The sequence below is a fragment of the Maribacter halichondriae genome (assembly GCF_027474825.1).
GTDB classification, from domain to species: Bacteria; Bacteroidota; Bacteroidia; order Flavobacteriales; family Flavobacteriaceae; genus Meishania; species Meishania halichondriae.
Window position 1 is genome coordinate 2,454,322 of record NZ_CP107030.1, and the last position, 20,303, is coordinate 2,474,624.

Annotated in this window: 22 protein-coding genes and 1 tRNA gene; 14 read left to right on the forward strand and 9 right to left on the reverse strand. The window is 37.4% G+C overall.

The window, feature by feature from the left end; translation table 11 throughout:
• Positions 1-178 precede the first annotated feature (178 nt).
• The 3 genes from trxA (at position 179) to N8A86_RS11165 (ending at position 1,642) form a co-directional block, all read left to right on the forward strand.
• Positions 179-496, forward strand: coding sequence for a thioredoxin (gene trxA / locus N8A86_RS11155; RefSeq protein WP_273565450.1), 318 nt, complete (start codon positions 179-181; stop codon positions 494-496).
• A 70-nt stretch (positions 497-566) separates the two neighbouring features.
• Positions 567-1,496: a DUF58 domain-containing protein gene (locus tag N8A86_RS11160; RefSeq protein WP_273565451.1), complete on the forward strand. Its 930-nt coding sequence runs from the start codon at positions 567-569 to the stop codon at positions 1,494-1,496.
• Positions 1,497-1,568: 72 nt separating this feature from the next.
• A tRNA-Asp gene (locus N8A86_RS11165) sits at positions 1,569-1,642 on the forward strand.
• Between the two features lie 35 nt (positions 1,643-1,677).
• Here N8A86_RS11165 and N8A86_RS11170 read toward each other — a convergent pair.
• The gene (locus N8A86_RS11170) at positions 1,678-2,691 is read right to left on the reverse strand and encodes an aminotransferase-like domain-containing protein (protein ID WP_273565452.1); all 1,014 of its coding nucleotides are present in this window, start codon (positions 2,689-2,691) and stop codon (positions 1,678-1,680) included.
• Positions 2,631-3,158, reverse strand: coding sequence for a GntR family transcriptional regulator (locus N8A86_RS11175; protein ID WP_273565453.1), 528 nt, complete (start codon positions 3,156-3,158; stop codon positions 2,631-2,633). The genes N8A86_RS11170 and N8A86_RS11175 overlap by 61 nt, the downstream gene beginning before the upstream one ends.
• A gap of 81 nt (positions 3,159-3,239) precedes the next feature.
• Between N8A86_RS11175 and N8A86_RS11180 the strand changes: the two genes are divergently transcribed.
• From N8A86_RS11180 to N8A86_RS11230, 11 genes are all read left to right on the forward strand, one after another.
• Positions 3,240-3,767 (forward strand): GNAT family N-acetyltransferase, encoded by a 528-nt coding sequence (locus tag N8A86_RS11180; protein ID WP_273565454.1) that lies wholly within the window; start codon positions 3,240-3,242, stop codon positions 3,765-3,767.
• A 33-nt stretch (positions 3,768-3,800) separates the two neighbouring features.
• On the forward strand, positions 3,801-4,091 hold the full coding sequence (locus N8A86_RS11185) for a DUF1272 domain-containing protein (RefSeq protein ID WP_273565455.1): 291 nt from the start codon (positions 3,801-3,803) through the stop codon (positions 4,089-4,091).
• A 223-nt stretch (positions 4,092-4,314) separates the two neighbouring features.
• Positions 4,315-4,860 carry a GNAT family N-acetyltransferase gene (locus N8A86_RS11190; protein WP_273565456.1) on the forward strand — a complete coding sequence of 182 codons (546 nt, stop codon included), beginning with the start codon at positions 4,315-4,317 and terminating at the stop codon, positions 4,858-4,860.
• On the forward strand, positions 4,833-5,495 hold the full coding sequence (locus tag N8A86_RS11195) for a pyridoxamine 5'-phosphate oxidase family protein (protein ID WP_273565457.1): 663 nt from the start codon (positions 4,833-4,835) through the stop codon (positions 5,493-5,495). Before N8A86_RS11190 ends, N8A86_RS11195 begins: the two co-directional genes overlap by 28 nt.
• On the forward strand, positions 5,496-6,644 hold the full coding sequence (locus tag N8A86_RS11200; RefSeq protein WP_273565458.1) for a pyridoxal phosphate-dependent aminotransferase: 1,149 nt from the start codon (positions 5,496-5,498) through the stop codon (positions 6,642-6,644).
• Positions 6,645-6,676: 32 nt separating this feature from the next.
• On the forward strand, positions 6,677-7,684 hold the full coding sequence (locus tag N8A86_RS11205) for a S41 family peptidase (RefSeq protein ID WP_273565459.1): 1,008 nt from the start codon (positions 6,677-6,679) through the stop codon (positions 7,682-7,684).
• A gap of 34 nt (positions 7,685-7,718) precedes the next feature.
• A complete protein-coding gene (locus N8A86_RS11210; protein ID WP_273565460.1) occupies positions 7,719-8,201 on the forward strand; it encodes a pyridoxamine 5'-phosphate oxidase family protein in 483 nt (160 codons plus the stop codon).
• Between the two features lie 39 nt (positions 8,202-8,240).
• A complete protein-coding gene (locus N8A86_RS11215) occupies positions 8,241-8,558 on the forward strand; it encodes an antibiotic biosynthesis monooxygenase (protein WP_273565461.1) in 318 nt (105 codons plus the stop codon).
• 117 nt (positions 8,559-8,675) lie between these two features.
• A complete protein-coding gene (locus tag N8A86_RS11220; protein WP_273565462.1) occupies positions 8,676-9,329 on the forward strand; it encodes an HAD family hydrolase in 654 nt (217 codons plus the stop codon).
• Positions 9,330-9,520: 191 nt separating this feature from the next.
• Entirely contained in the window at positions 9,521-10,210 is a 690-nt protein-coding gene (locus N8A86_RS11225; RefSeq protein WP_273565463.1) for a cupin domain-containing protein, read from the forward strand.
• A gap of 24 nt (positions 10,211-10,234) precedes the next feature.
• Entirely contained in the window at positions 10,235-11,374 is a 1,140-nt protein-coding gene (locus N8A86_RS11230) for a pyridoxal phosphate-dependent aminotransferase (protein WP_273565464.1), read from the forward strand.
• 411 nt (positions 11,375-11,785) lie between these two features.
• On the opposite strand, the gene N8A86_RS11235 is transcribed toward N8A86_RS11230, so the two are convergent.
• The 7 genes from N8A86_RS11235 to N8A86_RS11265 form a co-directional block, all read right to left on the reverse strand.
• On the reverse strand, positions 11,786-13,594 hold the full coding sequence (locus tag N8A86_RS11235; protein ID WP_273565465.1) for a DUF5060 domain-containing protein: 1,809 nt from the start codon (positions 13,592-13,594) through the stop codon (positions 11,786-11,788).
• A 264-nt stretch (positions 13,595-13,858) separates the two neighbouring features.
• Positions 13,859-14,956: a mandelate racemase/muconate lactonizing enzyme family protein gene (locus tag N8A86_RS11240; protein WP_273565466.1), complete on the reverse strand. Its 1,098-nt coding sequence runs from the start codon at positions 14,954-14,956 to the stop codon at positions 13,859-13,861.
• Between the two features lie 82 nt (positions 14,957-15,038).
• Positions 15,039-15,803 (reverse strand): SDR family oxidoreductase, encoded by a 765-nt coding sequence (locus tag N8A86_RS11245; protein ID WP_273569063.1) that lies wholly within the window; start codon positions 15,801-15,803, stop codon positions 15,039-15,041.
• A 246-nt stretch (positions 15,804-16,049) separates the two neighbouring features.
• Positions 16,050-17,066, reverse strand: coding sequence for a zinc-dependent alcohol dehydrogenase (locus N8A86_RS11250; protein WP_273565467.1), 1,017 nt, complete (start codon positions 17,064-17,066; stop codon positions 16,050-16,052).
• Between the two features lie 38 nt (positions 17,067-17,104).
• Positions 17,105-18,325, reverse strand: coding sequence for a glycoside hydrolase family 117 protein (locus tag N8A86_RS11255; RefSeq protein ID WP_273565468.1), 1,221 nt, complete (start codon positions 18,323-18,325; stop codon positions 17,105-17,107).
• 322 nt (positions 18,326-18,647) lie between these two features.
• Positions 18,648-19,298 carry a bifunctional 4-hydroxy-2-oxoglutarate aldolase/2-dehydro-3-deoxy-phosphogluconate aldolase gene (locus tag N8A86_RS11260; protein ID WP_273565469.1) on the reverse strand — a complete coding sequence of 217 codons (651 nt, stop codon included), beginning with the start codon at positions 19,296-19,298 and terminating at the stop codon, positions 18,648-18,650.
• Positions 19,288-20,238 carry a 2-dehydro-3-deoxygalactonokinase gene (locus N8A86_RS11265; RefSeq protein WP_273565470.1) on the reverse strand — a complete coding sequence of 317 codons (951 nt, stop codon included), beginning with the start codon at positions 20,236-20,238 and terminating at the stop codon, positions 19,288-19,290. The genes N8A86_RS11260 and N8A86_RS11265 overlap by 11 nt, the downstream gene beginning before the upstream one ends.
• Between the last annotated feature and the right edge of the window lie 65 nt (positions 20,239-20,303).

A 20,303-nucleotide genomic window follows, 5' to 3' on the forward strand; every position in this document is an offset into this window, starting at 1 on the left:
GAATTGTTTTATGTGTTCGATGGATTACCTCGGCGCTTCCCACTTCGTGCTCGTGGCTCGCAATGACGGGCTAACCCATAAATTCCGTAAATATCGTTATAGTCAAAACGAATATCTTTCGAGTAAGAAAACACAAGAATATTTGACTAAATTTGTGCAATCCAATAAAATAGATAACATGGCATTAGAAATAACAGACGCTACTTTTGACGAAGTAGTATTAAAAAGTGATAAACCCGTAGTAGTAGACTTTTGGGCAGCTTGGTGTGGACCTTGTAGAATGGTCGGCCCGATCATCGATGAAGTGAGTCAAGAATACGAAGGAAAAGCAGTAGTCGGTAAAGTCGATGTGGATGCGAACCAAGAATTCGCTGCGAAATACGGCGTACGAAATATACCTACCGTTTTGGTTTTTAAAGATGGCGAAATCGTAAATAGACAAGTAGGGGTTTCCCCGAAGAAAGTCTATACTGATGCTATCGACGCGGTGTTATAAAAAAGAAATCCAATAATCTTTTAAAAAGGCCTAACGAAAGTTGGGTCTTTTTTTGTTCTATCTTAGTAGCATGAACCTCCAATCCGAATTAAATAAGGCGACACTATTCCAAAATTTGGAACTTCTTGCCAATCAAGTCGTCGAAGGATTTATTAGCGGAATACATAAAAGTCCGTTTCATGGTTTTTCCGCGGAATTCGCAGAGCATAAGATTTATAATACCGGTGAGAGCACAAAGCACATTGATTGGAAACTTTTTGGCAAAACCGATAAGCTTTATACCAAGCAGTACGAGGAAGAGACCAATCTGAGGTGCCACATGATCTTGGACAATTCCGCCTCGATGTACTACCCTGAAGTGAAAGATTTGAATATAGGCAATCTGAACAAAATAGGCTTTGGAGTCTTGGCGATTGCGGCTTTGATGAACATTCTTAAAAAACAGCGGGATGCCGTCGGGTTGAGTGTTTACTCCGATAGTTATCAGTTTTATTATCCCGAAAAAGGTAGTGAACGGCATCATCAGATGTTGTTGGCAAAATTATCCGAAATAAGTCTCGATACGAAACCGGCAAAGCAGACGGAGACGTATACCTATTTGCATTTGATTGCCGAAAAATTAAAGCGAAGAAGCCTGGTCTTTCTCTTTACCGATATGTTTCAGACCGCGACCGAAGATGAAAAACTATTCGATGCGTTACGGCATTTAAAATACAACAAACATGAGGTCGTGTTATTCCATTTGTTGGATACCTCGACCGAACTGCATTTTGATTTCGAAAATACGCCCAAACGTTTTTTTGATGTAGAGACCGGTGAACATATCGATTTGTATTCAGATACTGTAAAAGAGGGGTATGAAAAGTATATGAACACCTATTTTGAAGAACTAAAACTAAAATGTGCCCAGTATAAAATTAAATATGTCGGTGTCGATGTCAAATCTAATTTTTCGAAGGTTCTGAATACATTGATGGTGGAACGACAAAAATTTCTTTAGGCCATTTATTTTTAAGTGAAATTGTTTGTGCAATTGAAATAGCGATGTATATTTGCACACGCTAAACGCCACGGTTCGGTAGTTCAGTTGGTTAGAATACCTGCCTGTCACGCAGGGGGTCGCGGGTTCGAGTCCCGTCCGGACCGCTAAAAGCCTTTGAGAAATCAAAGGCTTTTTCATTTTAATCTATCTTGATTTCATTAATTGTTTTCTTTAACCTGTTTATCAATTCATGAATTTCTTCTTCGTCATAGGCTGCGAAACCAATTCTTATATAATTGTGTTTTAATTTAGCAGTATCATAACGCTGCCAATCTCCAATTTCTAGTTTATGCTTTCTAGCTACTTCAGAAATAGTTGCCCACGAATAATTTGCATTCAACTTGGTCCAGACCGCCATTCCTCCTTTAGGAGTTTCAAACTGAAAAAAACCGCCTAATTCATCTTTTAAAAGTTTACAGAACAAATCACGTCGCTGTTTGTAAATTTTCATCACTTTACGAATATGTCTATCTAAATCGCCCGATTTTATAAAATCAGCAAATGTTAATTCTAATAAGGCATCTCCTTGCCGATCTACAATGCCCCTTAATTTAGCTACTTCATCTACAAATTCTTTCGAAGCAATTAAATAACCAATTCTAAAAACCGGAGCAACCGTTTTACAAACAGAACCGATATAGATTACGTTTCCGTTAGTATCGTGACTGGCCAAAGGCAAAATTGGAGCGTGATTGTAATTGAAATCGTAATCGTAATCATCTTCAATAATCGCAAAATTATATTGTCTGGCAAGGTTTAAAAGATGAATTCTTCTTTGAGCGCAAAGTGTTACCGTTGTTGGATGATGATGATGCGATGTTAGGTATACAGCTTTAATTTGTTGTTGTTTACATAGATTTTCAATTTCGTCGGTTACAATTCCGTGCTTGTCTACCAAAACGCGTATAAGCCTTGCTTGTTGATTTAAAAAAGTGGCATCAGCTGAATCGTAATTAGTATTTCCAACGACAACAACATCATTTTTTTTAAGCAATAACTGCGACGACAACCAAATGCCCATTTGACTGCCACGTGTAATCAATACATTTTCTTTGGCGATATGCAAGCCTCTAGTTGCATTCAGATAATCAACTAAAACTTCTCGTAGCGCAGTATTGCCATAGGTAGAACCGTAAGACAAATGTTCGAACACCTTTTTTTGGCGCAAACCCTTCTATATGTTCTTGCGATTTCATCTATAGGTGTTAATCTTGCGTCTGAAATTCCATCATTCAAATACATCAAACCTTCTTTCTTTTCCGCAAGATTTTCAGGTAAAATACTGTTCTTGTAAAAAGAAAAACTTGTACTTTTTTTAAAATCCAAAACTACAGGATCACCCAATTTTTGATGATGTAAAACAGGTAGATTACGAAGCACAAAAGTTCCCTTTTTAGGAACACTCTCTACCCAACCTTGTAACAATAGCTCTTCATAACAAGCAACGATTGTTTTTCTATGAACTTTTAACTGTTCTGCTAAAGTTCTGCTGCCGGGAAGTTTTGTGTTGGGCGCTAAAGTTTGGTTTTTAATAAACTGAATAATTTGATTTGATAGTTGAAGATATAAAGATTGGTTGCTTTTTCTATCAAATTGAATACTGGTTTTATATGGAAACATCTGGACTACTTATTATAATTATTCTGGACGATTATAGGGGTCCATAAATATAATAGTTTTGAACTGTAAAAGCAGAAAAAAATGATGGGATTCAAACCACACAGTATTGATTTTGCCAAAGAATTTGCTGAAATGAAGAATGTTCCTGAAATCCTTGATAACGGGTATGATAAAACACCAAACCCATACACCGAAAAAGATGCTATTGAATTTATAAAGAAAGAAATTGAAAAAAAACCAGCAGAGCGATTTCTTATTTATTGGAATAATGAGGTAGCGGGAGAAATAGGCATTACGGTAAAAGATGATGTTTTTCGCCTAAATGCTGAAATCGGGTATTTTATTTCTAAAAAGTTCTGGGGTAAGGGCTTGGCTACTCAAGCAGTAAAAAAAATGACAGCCTATACATTTGAACATTTTGATGTCATAAGAATAGTTGCTGGAGTTTTTGAATTTAATAAATCTTCAATGAAAGTATTGGAGAAGAACGGATATTACTTAGAAAGTGTTCGAAAAAAAGCTGTCTTAAAAAATGGAAAAATAATCGACGATTACATATGGGTAAAATTAAACCCGAATTATGCATTAAAACTTCGTAATGAGGTTTAAAGATGCAATAAAAACAAGTATAACAATATTTATATGCTAGAAATAAGACCCAATTGCGAGCATTGTAATAAAGATTTGCCGAACACATCAACCGATGCAATGATCTGTTCTTTTGAATGTACCTATTGCAGAGCATGTGCTCTTGAAATCTTTGAAAATGTATGCCCAAGTTGTACTGGAGATTTTGTGGAACGCCCCATTCGCCCACAAAAAGAGATTGAGAAATACCCAGCTTCTTCCAAACCTGTTTTTAAGCCAAAAGATTTAGAAAAAGCTAAAATAAATTCAGATAAATTCAAAAGTATTCCTCCTGAAAACAGATAAAATATGAATGCTCTTTTAATTGATAGTATTGGTTATGTTGCTTTAGCAATCAACTTATATTCAATGTCTACAAAAGGGGAATATAAGCTAAGGTTGATTTCGCTGATCGCCAATGTAGGTTACATTTTTTATGGCGCATTAATAAGTGCTACTCCAGTAGTCATAGGCTGTGCCATTGCTGTATTTCTTCATGGGTACCACATCAGAAGATTACGAATAAATAATGATTAAAATAAAAACAGCTAAGGAAGCAGACACAGAAGTTTTAGCGCTATTAGGACGACTAACATACGCTGAATCCCATGGAGATTTTATTGACAATAAAAACGATTTATCAAAATATATCAACGCTGCTTTTTCAGTTTCTAAAACGAAAGAAGACATAAACAATCCGAAGAACCTTTTCTATATTATGTATGCAGATGATTTACCAGTGGGTTATGCAAAATTAGTCTTAAACGCAATACACGAAAGTGTTGCCTCACAAAACAATTGCCGATTAGAAAAGATCTACATCTTGAATGATTTCATACCCTTGAAAATAGGACAACAACTTCTAACTTTTGTTGAAGAGAAAGCCAAAGCGCTACAATTGGATACGATGTGGCTTTCCGTTTACATAAAAAACAATAGAGCCATAAGATTCTATAAAAGAAATGAATTTAAAAACGTTGGGGAACTAAACTTTATAGTGAACGGAAAAGGATATGAAAATATAGTGTTCTCTAAAAAAATAAAAGCATGGGGGAGTATTCAAAATCGAAATTAAACAGGGTAAATCGCGGGAAAATAAGAGCTACTTATGATGTTGAAAAAATCAATGCCATTTTAGATGCTGGTTTTATCGGGTATGTAAGTTATGTCTATGAAGGAAGAGCGATTTCATTGCCGATGGCTTATGGAAGAAAAGACAACAAAGTTTATTTACATGGTTCACAAGCTAACAGAATGTTGCTTGCTCTAATAGCTGCTAAAAAAGTGAGCATGACGGTTATGCATTTAGATGCGTTGGTTTTAGCGCGCTCTGGCTTGCATCACTCTGTAAATTATCGCTCTGCTACGGTATTTGGGTCGGTTAAAAATATTGAAGATCCTAAAGAAAAAGACGCAGCTCTTTTTTGTTTTATGGAACATATGATGAAAGGACGTTGGCACGGCATTAGACCAATGCATACTGAAGAGTTGGACAGAACAATGGTGGTGGAAATGACTATTGAAACCGCTTCTGCTAAAATAAGGGATGTTGGTGTTGCTGACGAACCAGAAGATTACAAATTAGATGTTTGGGCTGGTTTAGTCCCTTTAAAACAAGTCGCAGAATACCCAATTCCTGATAAGGATTTACCACACAAAATGGAAATTCCGAAGCATGTTTTAGATTATTATCAATCAAACAAAAAATAAATGAAATTTCCCATAAATGATATAGTTACACTTTTAGATGAACGATTAGAATTTAATCTCGCTGAAAGCACAAACAAGGATTTAATTCTTAATGAAATTTGGGATGATGAGTTTTCAAAGGAATTAAAAAATCTAAAACTCGAATACGGAACTTCAAAAGGAAATAAAAAGTTGCGGGAAAAAATAGGGGAAAAACTAAATGTAGATAAAAATCAAATAGTAATCACAAATGGTGCTGTCTTTGGTATTTTCTTATCTATGCTTTGTTTGTGTGAGAATGGTGATGAAGTAATTACAGTACAGCCTAACTTTCCACCTTCTATGGATCTAATTGAGGGATTAGGGTTTAAAAGAGTATTAATCAAGCTCTCATTCGAAGAGGAATATCAAATAGACATAAATAAGTTATTCAGCTTGATAACAAATAAAACAAGATTGATTATTTTGGTTTCTCCTTTAAATCCAACGGGAACAATTCATAGCAAAGAGGAAATATTAGAAATTTCAGAGCGATTAAATAATCAATATCCAAATTGTAAATTAATCATTGATGAAACATATCGTGAAGCCACATATGGAGATAATGATGTAATTAAAACCTACGCTGGTTTAAGAGAGAATATTATCACCATTTCGTCTTTGTCCAAATCTTATGGAACGCCAGGATTAAGAATTGGCTGGCTTCAATCGAGTGATCAGAAATTTGTTGAACAAGTTGGGGTCGCTAAAACAAATACAGTAATTTCAAATTCTGTTTTGGATGAATTTGTAGCATTGAAAGTGCTTAACAAAGAATTTGAAATTTTAGAAAATCGAAGAATCCATTCGATAACAGGATTAGAATTAACCAAAAATTGGGTTGAACAAAATAATGAATTAGTCAATTGGACGGAGCCTAAAGCTGGCGCACTGTGCTGCATAAAGTTAAATGAGAAACGATTTGCCAAAGATAATATTGAAGAATTTTATTCTTTATCCAAAGCAATAGGAATTCAAATCGCAAATGGAGAATGGTTTGGCGAGCCTAAAAGGTATTTTCGACTAGGTTTTGGTTATTTAGATACAGAAAAGTTAGATTTCACTTTAAATAAACTGAGTGAAATTTTAATAAAGGCGACTACCAACAAAGTTAACAGTTTTGAACTATAGCCATTTAAGTACGTAACATTATAAAACAATCCATGAAATACATTTTAATACTTTTTCTGTTTTCAAATTCTTTTACTTCCTGTGCACAGAAATCTGAAACGGAATTGACCCTTAATAAGATAATCGAACATGCAGAGAATAATTCGCTGTACAGAAAAACTGTTGATTGGAGTTCGCTAAAAAAAGAGATGTACTCACTTGCAAAAGATGCAGATTCCGTATCGCAATTAAAACCAGCGCTCGATTTAATGCTGAAAGAATTGAATGATACGCATGGTCGTGTTTTTCACAACAATCAATATCTATCATACTATACCGGGGAGAAGAAAGAGCACCGAAAAAATATGAGTTCAGAAATTTATAATGAAATCCAGTCTATACAAGTTTATGAATTCAAGGCGCTCAATCTAGAAGATGATATAGGATATGTTAGAATTGTTGGGCTACCCGTGGGAGACAATCAAAAAATGTCAGCCGATATTCAAAATGCAGTTTGCCAAGTAATCGAAAAGGGCGCAAAAAAATGGATTATTGATTTACGCTATAATGGTGGCGGAAATATGTTTCCTATGGTTGAGGGAATAACAAATATTATAGGAGATGGTATTGTTGGTGGAACAAAAGGAGTTACGGAAGAAGAAAGCTCTGTTTGGCAAATTAAAAATGGAGACTTCTTCTATGATGAACAGAATGTGGCAATAGAAAACAAATGCCCAATCTCCGAAGTTCAAAAAATTGCAGTCTTGACAAGCTTTTATACTGCAAGTTCAGGAGAAGCGTTGGCCGTGATTTTAAAAAAACGACCGAAAACAAAATTTTTCGGAAACAAAACGATGGGTCTGGTTACCGCGACCGATTATAAACAAATTGATAGTTTAACAGCGATGTCTATTTCCGTTAGTTATTATAAAGACCGAGAATCAAAGGTATACGACAATTTTGTAGATGTTGATGAAATGATTGAGTTTGAGCCAAAAATAGAACTAGACAAAGACAAAGCAATAAATAGAGCAATTGAATGGCTAAATGAAAAGAAATAACCGTAGATAACACATGATGCTATCCGATAGTTATTTGCAAGCTAAAAAAATGAAATTAACGACAGAAATTAAGGAATATATAAACAGAAGTGTTCTCTGTTGGCTTGCGTCAGTATCGACCGAAAATGTACCGAATGTTTCGCCAAAAGAAATTTTCAACTATTATGGAACGGACAAAATAATTATAGCGAATATCGCTTCGCCGCAAACAATTCGAAACATCAGGCAAAACGAAAATGTTTGTTTGAGTTTTATTGACATTCTAGTGCAGAAAGGGTTTCAATTGAAAGGGAAAGCAAGAATCATTGGAAAAACGGATTCTGAATTCTTGGAAATGGAAAAAATACTGACTGAAATGACAGGTGGAAATTTTCCTTTTGCAACGATAACAGAAATCACCTTGGTACAAGTTAAGCCAATTATCGCACCAAAATATATGTTCTATCCAGAAACAACGGAAGCAGAACAGATTGAAAGTGCGAAAAAGCGTATGGAGTTTAAAACGAATAAAGCCTAGGCCGAACAACATTAAAGCTGAAAATATAATCTCAAACAAATGATTGCAAGAATTTGGAAAGGAAAAACAAAAATTGAGCATTTAGATGAATATACTGATTTTATGAAAGTCAAAGCAATTCCCGACTATTCTCAAGTTGATGGATTTATAAGATTGACTTTTTTAAAACGAACCGATACTGATTATGCCTATTTCGATTTAATCACTTTTTGGGAAAATATGGAGGTAATCAAGGGGTTTGCAGGGAATGATTTTGAAAAAGCCAAATATTACCCAGAAGACAAAAACTATTTGATTGATTTCCCTGAAAAAGTTACTCACTTTGAGATATTCGCCGAATACACCGCTTTTACATAGATGCCGAGTCAAAACCAACGCTCAAACTTAGGATAAGATTAACGCTATGATATAAGGTTTTAAAAAACTATCATAACATACACATATAAACCAGTTGGAAGTAATGTATGAGCCGAAATGACAGGAATAATTTTCGACATAGATGGAACATTAACAAACACAACAAAAGTTGACGATAAATGTTTTATTAATGCTTTTAAGATTGTTTTTGGAATTGATATTTCTTATCAAAATTGGTCTGAATTGACCAATGTAACTGATTGGGGAATTACGGAAGAAATTATTATAAAAAACTGGAATAGAATTCCGACTGAAATTGAGTATGAAAAAATGATTTCGGAATTTGTCGCACAATTACATTCTGAATCAAAAGTAAACGAAAAGCAGTTCCAAGAAATAGAAGGTGCTTTAAATTTCATTACTTTTTTAAGTAAAAAGTCAAATATATCAATTGGAATTGCAACTGGTGGTTGGGAACAATCAGCAAATCTCAAACTGAAATCTATTGGAATTGACGCTGCTGAATTTGCTGTCGGAAATAGTAATCATTTTAAAACAAGAGAAGGTATATTATCAAAAGTAATACAAGAATTAAGCGATAATCGGAAAAATAAAATTGATAGAATAATTTACTTTGGAGATGGAACTTGGGATTTTTTAACGTGTAAAAAACTAAACATAGAATTTATCGGAATTGATAACTCTAAAAACAATAAACTAAAAAAATTGGGGCAAAAACTGTATTTAGCGACTTTAAACAATACGAATTGATTTATAAAAACCTGGGAATAAAAGAAAACACTACTGGCAACACCTTGTATAATTAATTGGCTAGTACTCGTCTACTTAAGAAGCCCGAAGCGTCGAGGCTCGCGGATTTTCTATTCGAGATTTATTTGCTAAGTTTTAGTGTTTAAACCACGCCACTAATCATAATCAAAACCGTTGCCATTACTACCGAAATGAAGAAATCAAAAGAAAATAGTGAATATTACAATTGGGGAAATAAGTGTAGTGGATGGCATCTTGTGAAATCAGAAAATTTAAGCGTAATAGAAGAATTAATGCCTGCCAATACATCTGAGCAAAAACATTATCATAATTTTTCCGAACAATATTTTTACATATTGAATGGTGTTGCAACTTTTGAATTGAAAAATGAAATTTTAGAAGTAAATAAAGGCGAGGGAATTCATATTTATCCACAAGTTGTTCACCAAATTAAAAATGAAAAATCTACTGATTTAGAATTTATAGTCATCTCCCAACCTACAACAAGAGGAGACAGAATTAACGAACCTTTTGAAAAGAAGGAATTGAATTTAAACGGCAAAAATTTTAAATCAATTTCCAGTTCAAACAATGGGGAGGTAAGTTCAAGCACTTTGTTTGAATATCGACAAAAAGGAAATGTGATTTGGGCAACCTATCATGGTGGAGAAATTTTATTTGGAACGCTTTCTGGTCGTATAGCGAATGAGAATCTTTTTTTTACATATCAACATCAAAATAAAAATGGAGATTTTAAAACTGGAAAGTGCGAATCATTTATTGAATTGAATGGTGAAAAATTAATTTTAAACGAGAAATGGGAATGGACTTGTGATGATTATTCTAAAGGGGAATCGACACTTGAGGAAATAAAGTACTAATGGCGGCAATCAAAAAAAGAGAAAATGAAATTCCCGGTTAACGACATAATTAATCTATTGGATGACCGGCTTGAACTAAATTTAGCGGAAAGCACCAATAAAGATTTAATATTAGAAGAGATTTGGGATGAAGCATTTAGTCAAGGCTTAAAAAAACTAAAATTAGAATATGGTACATCTCAGGGAAACGAGGAATTACGAGAATTAGTTAGTCAGAAATTAGAAGTAGATAAAAAGAATATAGTAATAACAAATGGCTCAGCATTTGGAAACTTTTTATCTATGCTATGTTTATGTGATACAGGAGATGAAGTCATAACTGTTCAACCAAATTTCCCGCCAATGATGGATTTAATAGAAGGTTTGGGGTTCAAAAAGAAATTACTAAAACTGTCTTTTGAAGAAAAATACCAATTGAATGAAGAAGAATTATTTAAAACTATTACTGAAAAAACTAAGTTAATAATCTTAGTCTCACCCTTAAACCCAACAGGAACAACACTTAGCAGAGCAGAAGTTGAAAAAATATCCATTCGTTTAAATGATGAGTATCCAAACTGTAGATTATTGATTGATGAAACATATCGAGAAGCTACTTATGGAAATAATGAAGTAATACCAACATTTGCTGGGTTAAAGAATAACATAATAACAGTTTCATCCTTATCAAAATGTCATGGCACACCAGGATTAAGAATTGGATGGTTATATTCAAGTGATGCCAATTTTATAAAAGAAGTAAGTATTGCAAAAGTGAATACAGTAATAACAAATTCTGTTCTAGATGAATACGTTGCGACTCAAGTTCTAAAAAAGGAAACTGAAATATTTCAAGCAAGAAGAATACAATCAGCAAAAGGATTAGAACTAACAAAAAAATGGGTTGAACTGAATGAACAATTCATAAAGTGGAATGAACCAAGCGCAGGAGCTCTTTGCTGTATAAAATTGAAAGAAACGATATTCGGTCAAGAACAAATAGAACAATTTTATTCTTTGTCAAAACACGCTGGAATTCAAATAGCAAGTGGAGAATGGTTTGGAGAAACAAATAGGTGTTTTAGATTAGGATTTGGTTATATGGAAATTAAACAGTTAATAAAAACCCTAGAAAAACTAACTGAAATAATAAAAGTGACAGTTACCAACAAAGAACTCCTATGAAAAGCCTAAGTTAGGTTATCTAAAGTTCAAATAAAGGATAGAATTTATTAAAACCTATGTCAATTTAAGGTTTTGCTCTGACTAGAAGTTGAACTTAGGTTAAAAGGCGAGCATCGCGGTAATCCTAAAAAACCCCTTGACAGGTCTTTGATATAGGGCATTTATGAGAAAAGTTCGAGTCCCGTCCGGACCGCAAAAAGCTCTCAATGAAAGTTGGGGGCTTTTTCGTTTTACCTAATAGGGGTTACATATTTTTATTCTATACCCAGCACTGCGTCTGCCTCCAAAAGGTTTGAAAATGCCTTTTTCCACCAAGCCTTGTAAATCTCTTGTAGTTTTTGCTTTTGATGTTGTTGTTAGCGATACATATTTTCGTTCCCCTTGAAAGTATATTCAATTGTAGTAGTACTGCTATGATTTTTTGGTTATCCAAACCACCCAATCCTTATCTCTTTCTTTTGGAGGATTTCCCAAGGACTGCTTGCCCGGGCCATTTAGACTTTTAATTTTGCCTTGTAGGAGTTCCCCGCCCTTTCTAGGGTTGTACCAATGGATATTATATTCGTTATCGGAATCCCCAAAATCCAAAATGGATGACCCTCCATTTTTGAGATAGACGACATAGCTTTCTCCAGTTTTTGCCAAGACGTAATCACCTTCGGAAGAAATGAGGGAATCATAGGATTCCATGTCCCAAACCGGAATTTTGTTATTCTTGAAAAACTCCAAACAGATTCTACCCTGATCCCAAAACAAATCCCGCGAGCGATAGTCTTGACAGCTCAAATCGGAATGAGGATGCTCATAGCCAAAATACCATTCCGTACCCCAGGCACCGGCCATCATTGCACCCCAAAGTCCATTTTTACGGGCATTGTCATGTTCGGGATCTTCTGCATCAGGAATTAGGGAATGCCGATGATCACCAGGTTCATCACAGGCAACGGCCCATACTTTTCCGGCAGCTTTCGCCTCTTGTAAAACTTTCAATGTCCACGGATGCACATTGCTGAAATCTTCTTGATTGGTCTGTAGGGAAGCACCGGAGAATTTAGTGTTAGGCCCATAAATTTCATCGTACCAAGCCCCATTGTGGATGACCAAATGATGATTGTAAGGGTCGACAGAAGATATATATTCAGCTAAACGAATTCGCTCCACGGCATCCAAAGGAAAAGTCGGTGGCGTTTCTGTCCAATCACCGGTTTCTTCTGCCAGATTCCAGTTGAGTGCCAGATGATGTCCGAACCGTGCGATTAATTCTCTGTAATATAACTTAGTATAAAGTCCCGTTCCACCGTTGTCGAGCAAACCTTGATTTTCGAATTCCAACGTTTTGAAATGCAAGAACATTCCGAGTTCATCCGCATGTTCAAAAATAATTTCCCATTGGTCTAGTTTAGAAACATCAAAGCGGTCGTAAGTATCATAATCCACATAGGGGAAAACATTTTGGTCATCTCCGGCAATATTCATGGTCAAAAATGAAAAAGCATTCATTCCCTTGGATGCCAAATAGTTGATCGCCCCGATGATTTCTTTTCCTTTTCCGTTCTGCCATGTGGGGTCGCCTTCCTTCCAATCCTTTAAATGTGGCTCCCAAGTCTTTACCAAATCGTCTTTATGGCCATCATTTTGGAATGTACCATCGAATTTATCATAGGCCAGAAAGTTTTCTGGAGCATCCGAACCACATTTTAGAAAATATTCTCCAGTTTCCGCAAATTTCAGGTACCGTTCTCCCACATATTGCAATCGGCCTTTGCCCCTAAAATCTCGACCAGTTTTATCCGATTCGGCGATAGCGAATTTTCCGGTAAGACTATCACCCTCAACGCTCTTTAATTCTTCTGATGTTCTAACGGCTGCCCATTTTCCTTTTTTGAAATTGACCTTGTAATTCCAATTTCCTGTTTCATCGGGAGCAAAGTGCACTTTCCAAATTTTTCCTGAATCGGCACTGGTATTTCTTGCGTTACCGTCCGCTGCATAATACCCGGGCACGATATAGGATTTTCCACTAGCGGAGTGTTCAAAGGTTACGTTGAGCCGATAATTCAAAAAAGGATTATCATCAGCTTGTTCTGAAGTTTCAGGGCCTTCAAAATTTAAAGTAACCTTGTGCCATTTTTTGAGTTCTCCGTTTATTTCTTGCCCACAAAGAATAGTATTTCCAAAAAATAACAGAAGCACTCCAACTGCTAAACCTGATTTTTTCATTTCCCTTTTGGTTTTAAATTATTTAAAACAACTTTTGGTATATAATCCCAATGCCCTATTAAAACAAGTTCCGAGAACCATATTAAAACCTTTGACGAAACTTATCAAAGCGATAATCGACACAACTAACCGGGTCTGAAAAAGAATGAACCCATGTATTTTCGTAATTAAAATCTTTTATGAATTTTTCGGAAAAGGCATAAAGACCTAACATCAATCCCGCGAAAATGACTAATAATATTCCTGTAATCATCTTGGTTCAGTCTATAATTTTATCTCGAACGACTTTAATTTTCCCCAATCAAACGCTATCCCAACTCCTGAGGTATCTGGTGCAATCGCCCTATAATTTTCTACGACTAAAGGTCGCATTGTATATTCATCTATCGGAAAACTATGCACCTCAAGCCAACCAGAATTCGGCTGTGCGGAAACCAAACTTACATGTAGCTCTTGCATTCCATGGGAACAAGCGGGAACGTTATGTTTCGCAGCCAATCTTGCTGCTTTTAACCATCCTGTAATTCCCCCGCAATTGGAAGCATCGGGTTGTATGAATGACAATTTTGATTGTGCCATCGCGTATTCAAATTCATGGATGGTATGTAGGTTTTCGCCCATGGCTAGGGGAAATCCCGTAGCATCGACGATTTCTGCGTAGCCTAAATAGTTATCGGGAATGATAGGTTCTTCGAACCACGTAATGTCATATTTTCGAAATCCTTCAATGGCTTTTATCGCTTTTTTAACATCCATGGAATAATTGGCATCGACCATTAAGGTTACATCGGTACCTATAAATTTTCGTACTGCTTTGATTCGTTCCAAATCTTCCTTTAAATTTTCACGGCCTATTTTAATCTTTACTGCATTGAATCCCTTTGCCAAATAGCCTTTCATATTCTTTAACAACTTTTCTACAGGGAACTGCAAATCGATTCCGCCGCAATAGGCTTTGCAGGAGTTTCCAGCGCCTCCGGCCATTTTCCATAAGGGTTGCTCGGCTTTTTTGCACTTAATGTCCCAAAGGGCAATATCGATGGTGGAAATCGCGAAAGAAGCTATTCCGCCACGGCCTACGTAATGGATGTGCCACTCCATCATATCATAAAGACCGTCAATATCGGTACCGTCTTTATCAATTAGGGCAGGGACAAGGTCTTGCTCGACCATAGCCTTTATCGCATGACCGCCTTTACCTCCGGTATAGGTGTAACCTGTTCCTTCGCTTCCATCTTCTAATGTGATGGTCGTAGTGACCAGTTCGAAATGAGTATGGTCGCCATGCTTGGCATCGTTCATTATCTCGGGCAAAGGGACTTTAAAAAGTCGACACACCACTTTCTTGATCGTCGTATCCATCTATGCTTTGAATTTCACGTATTATTTTTTTTGTCAAGATGTTGGGATGTCGTCGGTTTTTTGTCTGGAGTTTTCAACTCAATCATCTCCCCATCCAACCCCCGTCGACCAACATCGTACCACCGTTCATATAAGCGGATGCTTCCGAACAAAGGAAAACTATAGGTCCCTTGAAATCTTCGGGTTGGCCCCATCTACCGGCAGGAATTCTCGCAATGATAGAATTCGACCGCTCTGGATCGTTTTGTAATGCTTCCGTATTATCGGTTCTGATGTAACCTGGCGCGATGGCGTTTACGTTCACACCGTTGCCCGCCCATTCATTGGCGAATGCCATGGTCATTTGTCCGATTGCACCTTTACTTGCGGCATAGCCGGGAACGGTAATTCCCCCTTGAAAAGTAAGTAGTGACGCCGTGAAAACTATTTTCCCCTCACCACTTTTGACCATTTCCTTTCCTATTTCTCGCGTCAAAATGAATTGTGCCGTTTGGTTGACTTCGATAACCTTGTCCCAATATTCATCGGAGTGCTCAACGGCGGGTGCCCTTAGAATAGTACCTGCATTATTGACCAGAATATCAATTTTAGGGAAATCATCTTTTACCAGTTTAATGAATTCGTACAGGGATTCCCGATTACTGAAATCGCAGGCATAGCCTTTGAATTTTCTTCCAAGCCCTTCGACTTCTTGTTCGATCATGCTACCATGCTTTTCCAAGGATGCACTGACGCCGATAATGTCGGCTCCCGCTTCGGCCAAACTTATGGCCATTGCCTTTCCGATGCCTCTTTTACATCCTGTAACCAAGGCAGTTTTTCCTTTTAGGCTGAATTTATTTAGTATGCTCATTTAAAATTAAATTTATTGTCATTCCCGCGAAGGCGGGAATCTATTTAAAATATTGTTTGGGGTTTGTTGATATTCTTTTTGGTGTTTAGTAGTATATGTTTTCGTTTCAAAGGTTGTTTCTTGATCGTATGGCTTGGGCTTTCAACCCCTCCGTCTTTCTCGCCGAAAAAGGGGCGAGAGTCCATCTCCTCACGTCTGAGGGCAGGAGCCTTCTATATTTCTTTTCAAGGTGCTTGAACATTATTGCTGACAATCCATCAAAATCTTCATCCCATCGGGATTATTATCGATATTATCAAAAACCTGTTGAATGTTACTCAACGGTTGTACATCGGTAATCATATCTTCAAAAGGAAGTTCATTAGCCGTAATCAATTCGATGGCGCGTTCATAATCTTCCTTTTCGTACACCCGTGCGCCAATCAGTTTCAATTCCTTCCAAAAAAACTTGAAGAGGTCAACTTCCCTTTTTTGTCCGTGAATGGCGACCATTAAAATTCTTCCTCGTATTCCGGCCACTTCGGTCATGATATCTAGGGCGGGTTGCACTCCTGCTACTTCGAAAACGACATCGGCACGGCGGCCTTCGGTATGTTCTTTTACACAGTCCACCAAATCGATTTTAGTGGGATTTACCGCGTTCAAACCTAACTGTTTTGCCTTGTCTATCCTATTTTCATTGACTTCTGACACGATTACCTCAGCTCCTGTTTCTTTTGCGACCAGGGCTACGAGCAGGCCGATCGGGCCACCGCCCAAAACGACTGCGGTTTCTCCTTTGACCAATCCGCTTAAACGTACATCATGAACTGCAACCGATAACGGCTCTATCAATGCGGCCAGTTTTAAATCGGTCTCTTCCTTTAATTTATGAAGCGTGAAGGCAGGCACGTTCCAATACTGCTGCATGGATCCGGGACTATCGATACCGATGAATTTCAAATCTTCACAGATATGGTTGAAACCTTTATCGGAAGGTTTTATGCCTCTATCATCCAAAGGGCGAACTACAACTTTATCCCCGATTTCATAACCATTTACATCTTCTCCAATGGCATCGATGGTTCCGGACATTTCATGACCAATGGTTACGGGAATACTGACCCGTTTGTCCATCATACCATGATAAATGTGTACATCGGTACCGCAAACGCCTGAATAGGCTACTTTAATCCGTACTTCACCCTCGACAGGCTGCTCCATATCTTTCTCAATGACCGAGAAGGTTTTGTTTCCTTGGTATAATGTTGCTTTCATTTCCAGCTTTTTAAAAACCATAAAGGTCTCCGATATGTTTACTTCGCTTTCTCTCCTTTTGCTGTGTGCGATGTTCTTCTTTTAGAAGTGAATCGCATAATACTATTGTAATCGCTACTGTTGTACACATGTGACAATCCCCAACGAAGGATTTCGGTAGGTTCTTTTTCAAGGTCGGCGCTTCGGTTGAGTCCGATAGCGTGTGGTGCGTCCTTTATGGAAGCGACGATATCAAAATTTATTCCGTCGGGAGACCATTGAATGGTATTTTTTTCAGGGCCATCCGTAGTGATCAGAGAAGCGATTCCACCGTTGTACGGCCAGACACAGATTTCATGTCCGCTGTTGCTGATGGGGTTATACGGTGACTTTTCATAAGGCCCTTCTGGTTTATCGGCGATGGCAACACCATGACGAATCTGTCGCCCACCAAAGGTAATTTCCTCGCCCATTTGCTCTCCTTTATAATACAAGTAAAACTTTCCTTTGTATGGAAGAATGCAGGGGTCGTGTACTTTATGGCTATCGAAATCGCCTTTTTTCTCGACCATAAAACGGTTTTGTTCCTCGCCTTTCCAAATGCCGTTATCTGCGGTTTTTAATATCGGCTCTTTGCTTTTCGTCCATGGGCCATCGGGAGAATCTGCCCATGCAAGACCGATGGTATTTTTTACCCGAACGGTGTAAGGCGATTTTACGGCTTGGTAGCAGAGGTAATATTTATCTTCATATTTCATGATTTCTGTGGTAAAAACGGAGCGGTCGTCGTACGAACCTTTTTCTCCCCGTGGTACGGCGATGCCCTCTTCTTTCCAAGTGATCCCATCTTCCGAAGTGGCATACCAAATATCGCAACGGTCCCACGGCCAGACCTTATCATTTTCAACATCACCACCAAAACCCTGTGACGGTCCCACGCTTCTGGAATACCATACATAGTATTTTCCGTTTTCCTTGATCATGGCACTCGGATCCCTCCGCACAACGCCTTCCTCATAGGCCAAGTCACCTTTCAAGGGCTCTAGTTTACTGAACTCGATGAACCACTCATTGCCCAAGTCGGCGGGCCATTGTAATGCCCGTTTTGTAGCTGCGCTGAGGTATTCTTTATTGGCAATACCCAATTTGTCGAGTTGCTCATCGGTTATCTCGACAACTTCTTTCTCAAGTGCTTTTTCTGAAGATGCTACATTTTCTTTGCAAGCTGCCAATAGTATTGTCGATAAGATGATTAGTAATGGTAAACTTTGATTTTTCATTGCAGTACAATTTTTCCGGTTGTTGGAAGAGAGGAATTTGATTTTTAAGCTTTTAATTACAAAAGGGATGAATACAATAATAAAAAGAAATCACCAATTAATAGGGTTAAAAATCCATAGTTAAGCCATGGATATGTTTTATTGAAATCATAAAATGATTTTTCTTTAGTAATCGATTACATATCGACTTCCCACAAGGAAATAACATGCTTGTCGTACTAAAATGTATCCCAGAAAAAATGCGAATTAAAATTGACGGAGTCTCTTTTGATATTATAGTAGAGTGTAACATTACATTTTCATCCCTACTGAAAACCTTATCTTAATCAATGAAAATATCTTTTACTTCTTCCTTTATGGCCAAGAAGTGACTTTTTAGACCCTCATAATCGGAACGTTTTATAAGATCATTATCTAGTAATGAACTGCCCATGCCAACCCCGAAAGCACCCGCTTCGAAAAACGATTTAATAGTATCCTTTGATACACCACCAGTTGGAATTAATTTGATTTCGTTCAACGGAGCCAGTACATCTTTTATATATTTCGGACCTAATTGTGTAGCCGGAAATACTTTGACGGCAGCCGCACCTAATGACCATGCGCGATATATCTCGCTGGGCGTGAATGCCCCTGGGAAAATAGGAATATTTAGAGCTACAGCCCTTTTGATAACGTTCTCGTCGATAATCGGGGTAACGATAAATTGAGATTCCGCATTGAGCGCGGCCTCTAGGTCTTTCATTGTACAAACGGTACCTGCCCCGATGTTCATTTCCGGAAATTCGTTCCGTAGTTTCGAAATTATGGTTTCCGCTCCGACGGTATTCATGGTAATCTCCATGGTATACAATCCCGCATCCAAATAGGTTTTGGTGATTTTTTGAACTGTATCTAGATTCAGTCCTCTGAGGATTCCTATAATGGGAGCCTTTTTGAATCGCTCCCATGAAAATGAGGTATTATGTTGCATGTTGTTCCAGTATTTTTCTTTGGCCGATGAGTAGGGCCCGTTCGAGAATATTCTCGTTCAGTACTATCAACTTCGAGGGGTCGATAAAAGTTTCAAGACCTGTTCGATATAGTTCGATCATTGTTTTGGGCGCAGTTAGAAAAACGTTTTCAGCGGTATTTTTCAAATAGGACAGTTCATCGCCTATCAATAGGCCGCTCAGCATAAAATGATTTTCTTTTTTACTCTTGTTTTCAACTACATGTCTAGCACGGATTCGCAGTAAATTGGGAGTCAACCCTGCTGTTAAACCGAGATGGAATCCTTCAAGAAATTCCTTTTTATGATTGGCATCCCACTCGCTTTTTTCAATGGAATTCGCTAGTATACTTTTGTTTCCCAAAACCTCGAAAAGTTCCCCGGTCATAAAATTTTTCAAGGCATAAAAGCTTCCTTGTCGATAGGAAATATGCTTGCAGTGCGTTCCGGGCAACAAAAGAACCCCTCTTTCGTATGGAATTAGATATTCTTCCAACCCCAAGGCCTGAACCTCTTCTCCTCGCATCATGCCCGTTTCACTTTTAATTCCTGAAATTAGCAATAGCTCCTGTTCTTCGCCCAATGAAATTTTTCGATGAACAAATGTCTCACCACTTTTGTCAAAAGGAAGCGCAGCATAGGGCAGCTCCAACAAGCCAATATTCGAGGTACTCATTCCCGAAGAAATTACCAAGTGATGTCGATACTTTGCCGGAAGCTCCTGAATCTGATTCCTAAGATAATTAAGGTAATACGTCTTTTGGTCGAATTCATTTTGCTCTGAAAATTTTTGATAAAGGGTTTTAACGCCTTGATCCGTTTTATGTTCAGAGATAACTTTTAACGAATCAGTTTCTACCAACCGCAACCTAAAATTGGTCGTGCCCCAATCGCAACTGATAAAATGGGAGGGTAGACTCATAAAATTCTCAAAGTTCTAGAATGTATTTTGATTTTAATAACCATGTATAGCAAAGGTAGAATAAT

Coding starts and splice junctions, on each gene's coding strand:
- trxA (WP_273565450.1), top strand. CDS start 179: ATGGCATTAGAAATAACAGACGCTACTTTTGACGAAGTAGTATTAAAA.
- N8A86_RS11160 (WP_273565451.1), top strand. CDS start 567: ATGAACCTCCAATCCGAATTAAATAAGGCGACACTATTCCAAAATTTG.
- N8A86_RS11175 (WP_273565453.1), bottom strand. CDS start 3,158: ATGTTTCCATATAAAACCAGTATTCAATTTGATAGAAAAAGCAACCAA.
- N8A86_RS11180 (WP_273565454.1), top strand. CDS start 3,240: ATGATGGGATTCAAACCACACAGTATTGATTTTGCCAAAGAATTTGCT.
- N8A86_RS11185 (WP_273565455.1), top strand. CDS start 3,801: ATGCTAGAAATAAGACCCAATTGCGAGCATTGTAATAAAGATTTGCCG.
- N8A86_RS11190 (WP_273565456.1), top strand. CDS start 4,315: ATGATTAAAATAAAAACAGCTAAGGAAGCAGACACAGAAGTTTTAGCG.
- N8A86_RS11195 (WP_273565457.1), top strand. CDS start 4,833: ATGGGGGAGTATTCAAAATCGAAATTAAACAGGGTAAATCGCGGGAAA.
- N8A86_RS11200 (WP_273565458.1), top strand. CDS start 5,496: ATGAAATTTCCCATAAATGATATAGTTACACTTTTAGATGAACGATTA.
- N8A86_RS11205 (WP_273565459.1), top strand. CDS start 6,677: ATGAAATACATTTTAATACTTTTTCTGTTTTCAAATTCTTTTACTTCC.
- N8A86_RS11215 (WP_273565461.1), top strand. CDS start 8,241: ATGATTGCAAGAATTTGGAAAGGAAAAACAAAAATTGAGCATTTAGAT.
- N8A86_RS11220 (WP_273565462.1), top strand. CDS start 8,676: ATGACAGGAATAATTTTCGACATAGATGGAACATTAACAAACACAACA.
- N8A86_RS11225 (WP_273565463.1), top strand. CDS start 9,521: ATGAAGAAATCAAAAGAAAATAGTGAATATTACAATTGGGGAAATAAG.
- N8A86_RS11230 (WP_273565464.1), top strand. CDS start 10,235: ATGAAATTCCCGGTTAACGACATAATTAATCTATTGGATGACCGGCTT.
- N8A86_RS11235 (WP_273565465.1), bottom strand. CDS start 13,594: ATGAAAAAATCAGGTTTAGCAGTTGGAGTGCTTCTGTTATTTTTTGGA.
- N8A86_RS11240 (WP_273565466.1), bottom strand. CDS start 14,956: ATGGATACGACGATCAAGAAAGTGGTGTGTCGACTTTTTAAAGTCCCT.
- N8A86_RS11250 (WP_273565467.1), bottom strand. CDS start 17,066: ATGAAAGCAACATTATACCAAGGAAACAAAACCTTCTCGGTCATTGAG.
- N8A86_RS11255 (WP_273565468.1), bottom strand. CDS start 18,325: ATGAAAAATCAAAGTTTACCATTACTAATCATCTTATCGACAATACTA.
- N8A86_RS11260 (WP_273565469.1), bottom strand. CDS start 19,298: ATGCAACATAATACCTCATTTTCATGGGAGCGATTCAAAAAGGCTCCC.
- N8A86_RS11265 (WP_273565470.1), bottom strand. CDS start 20,238: ATGAGTCTACCCTCCCATTTTATCAGTTGCGATTGGGGCACGACCAAT.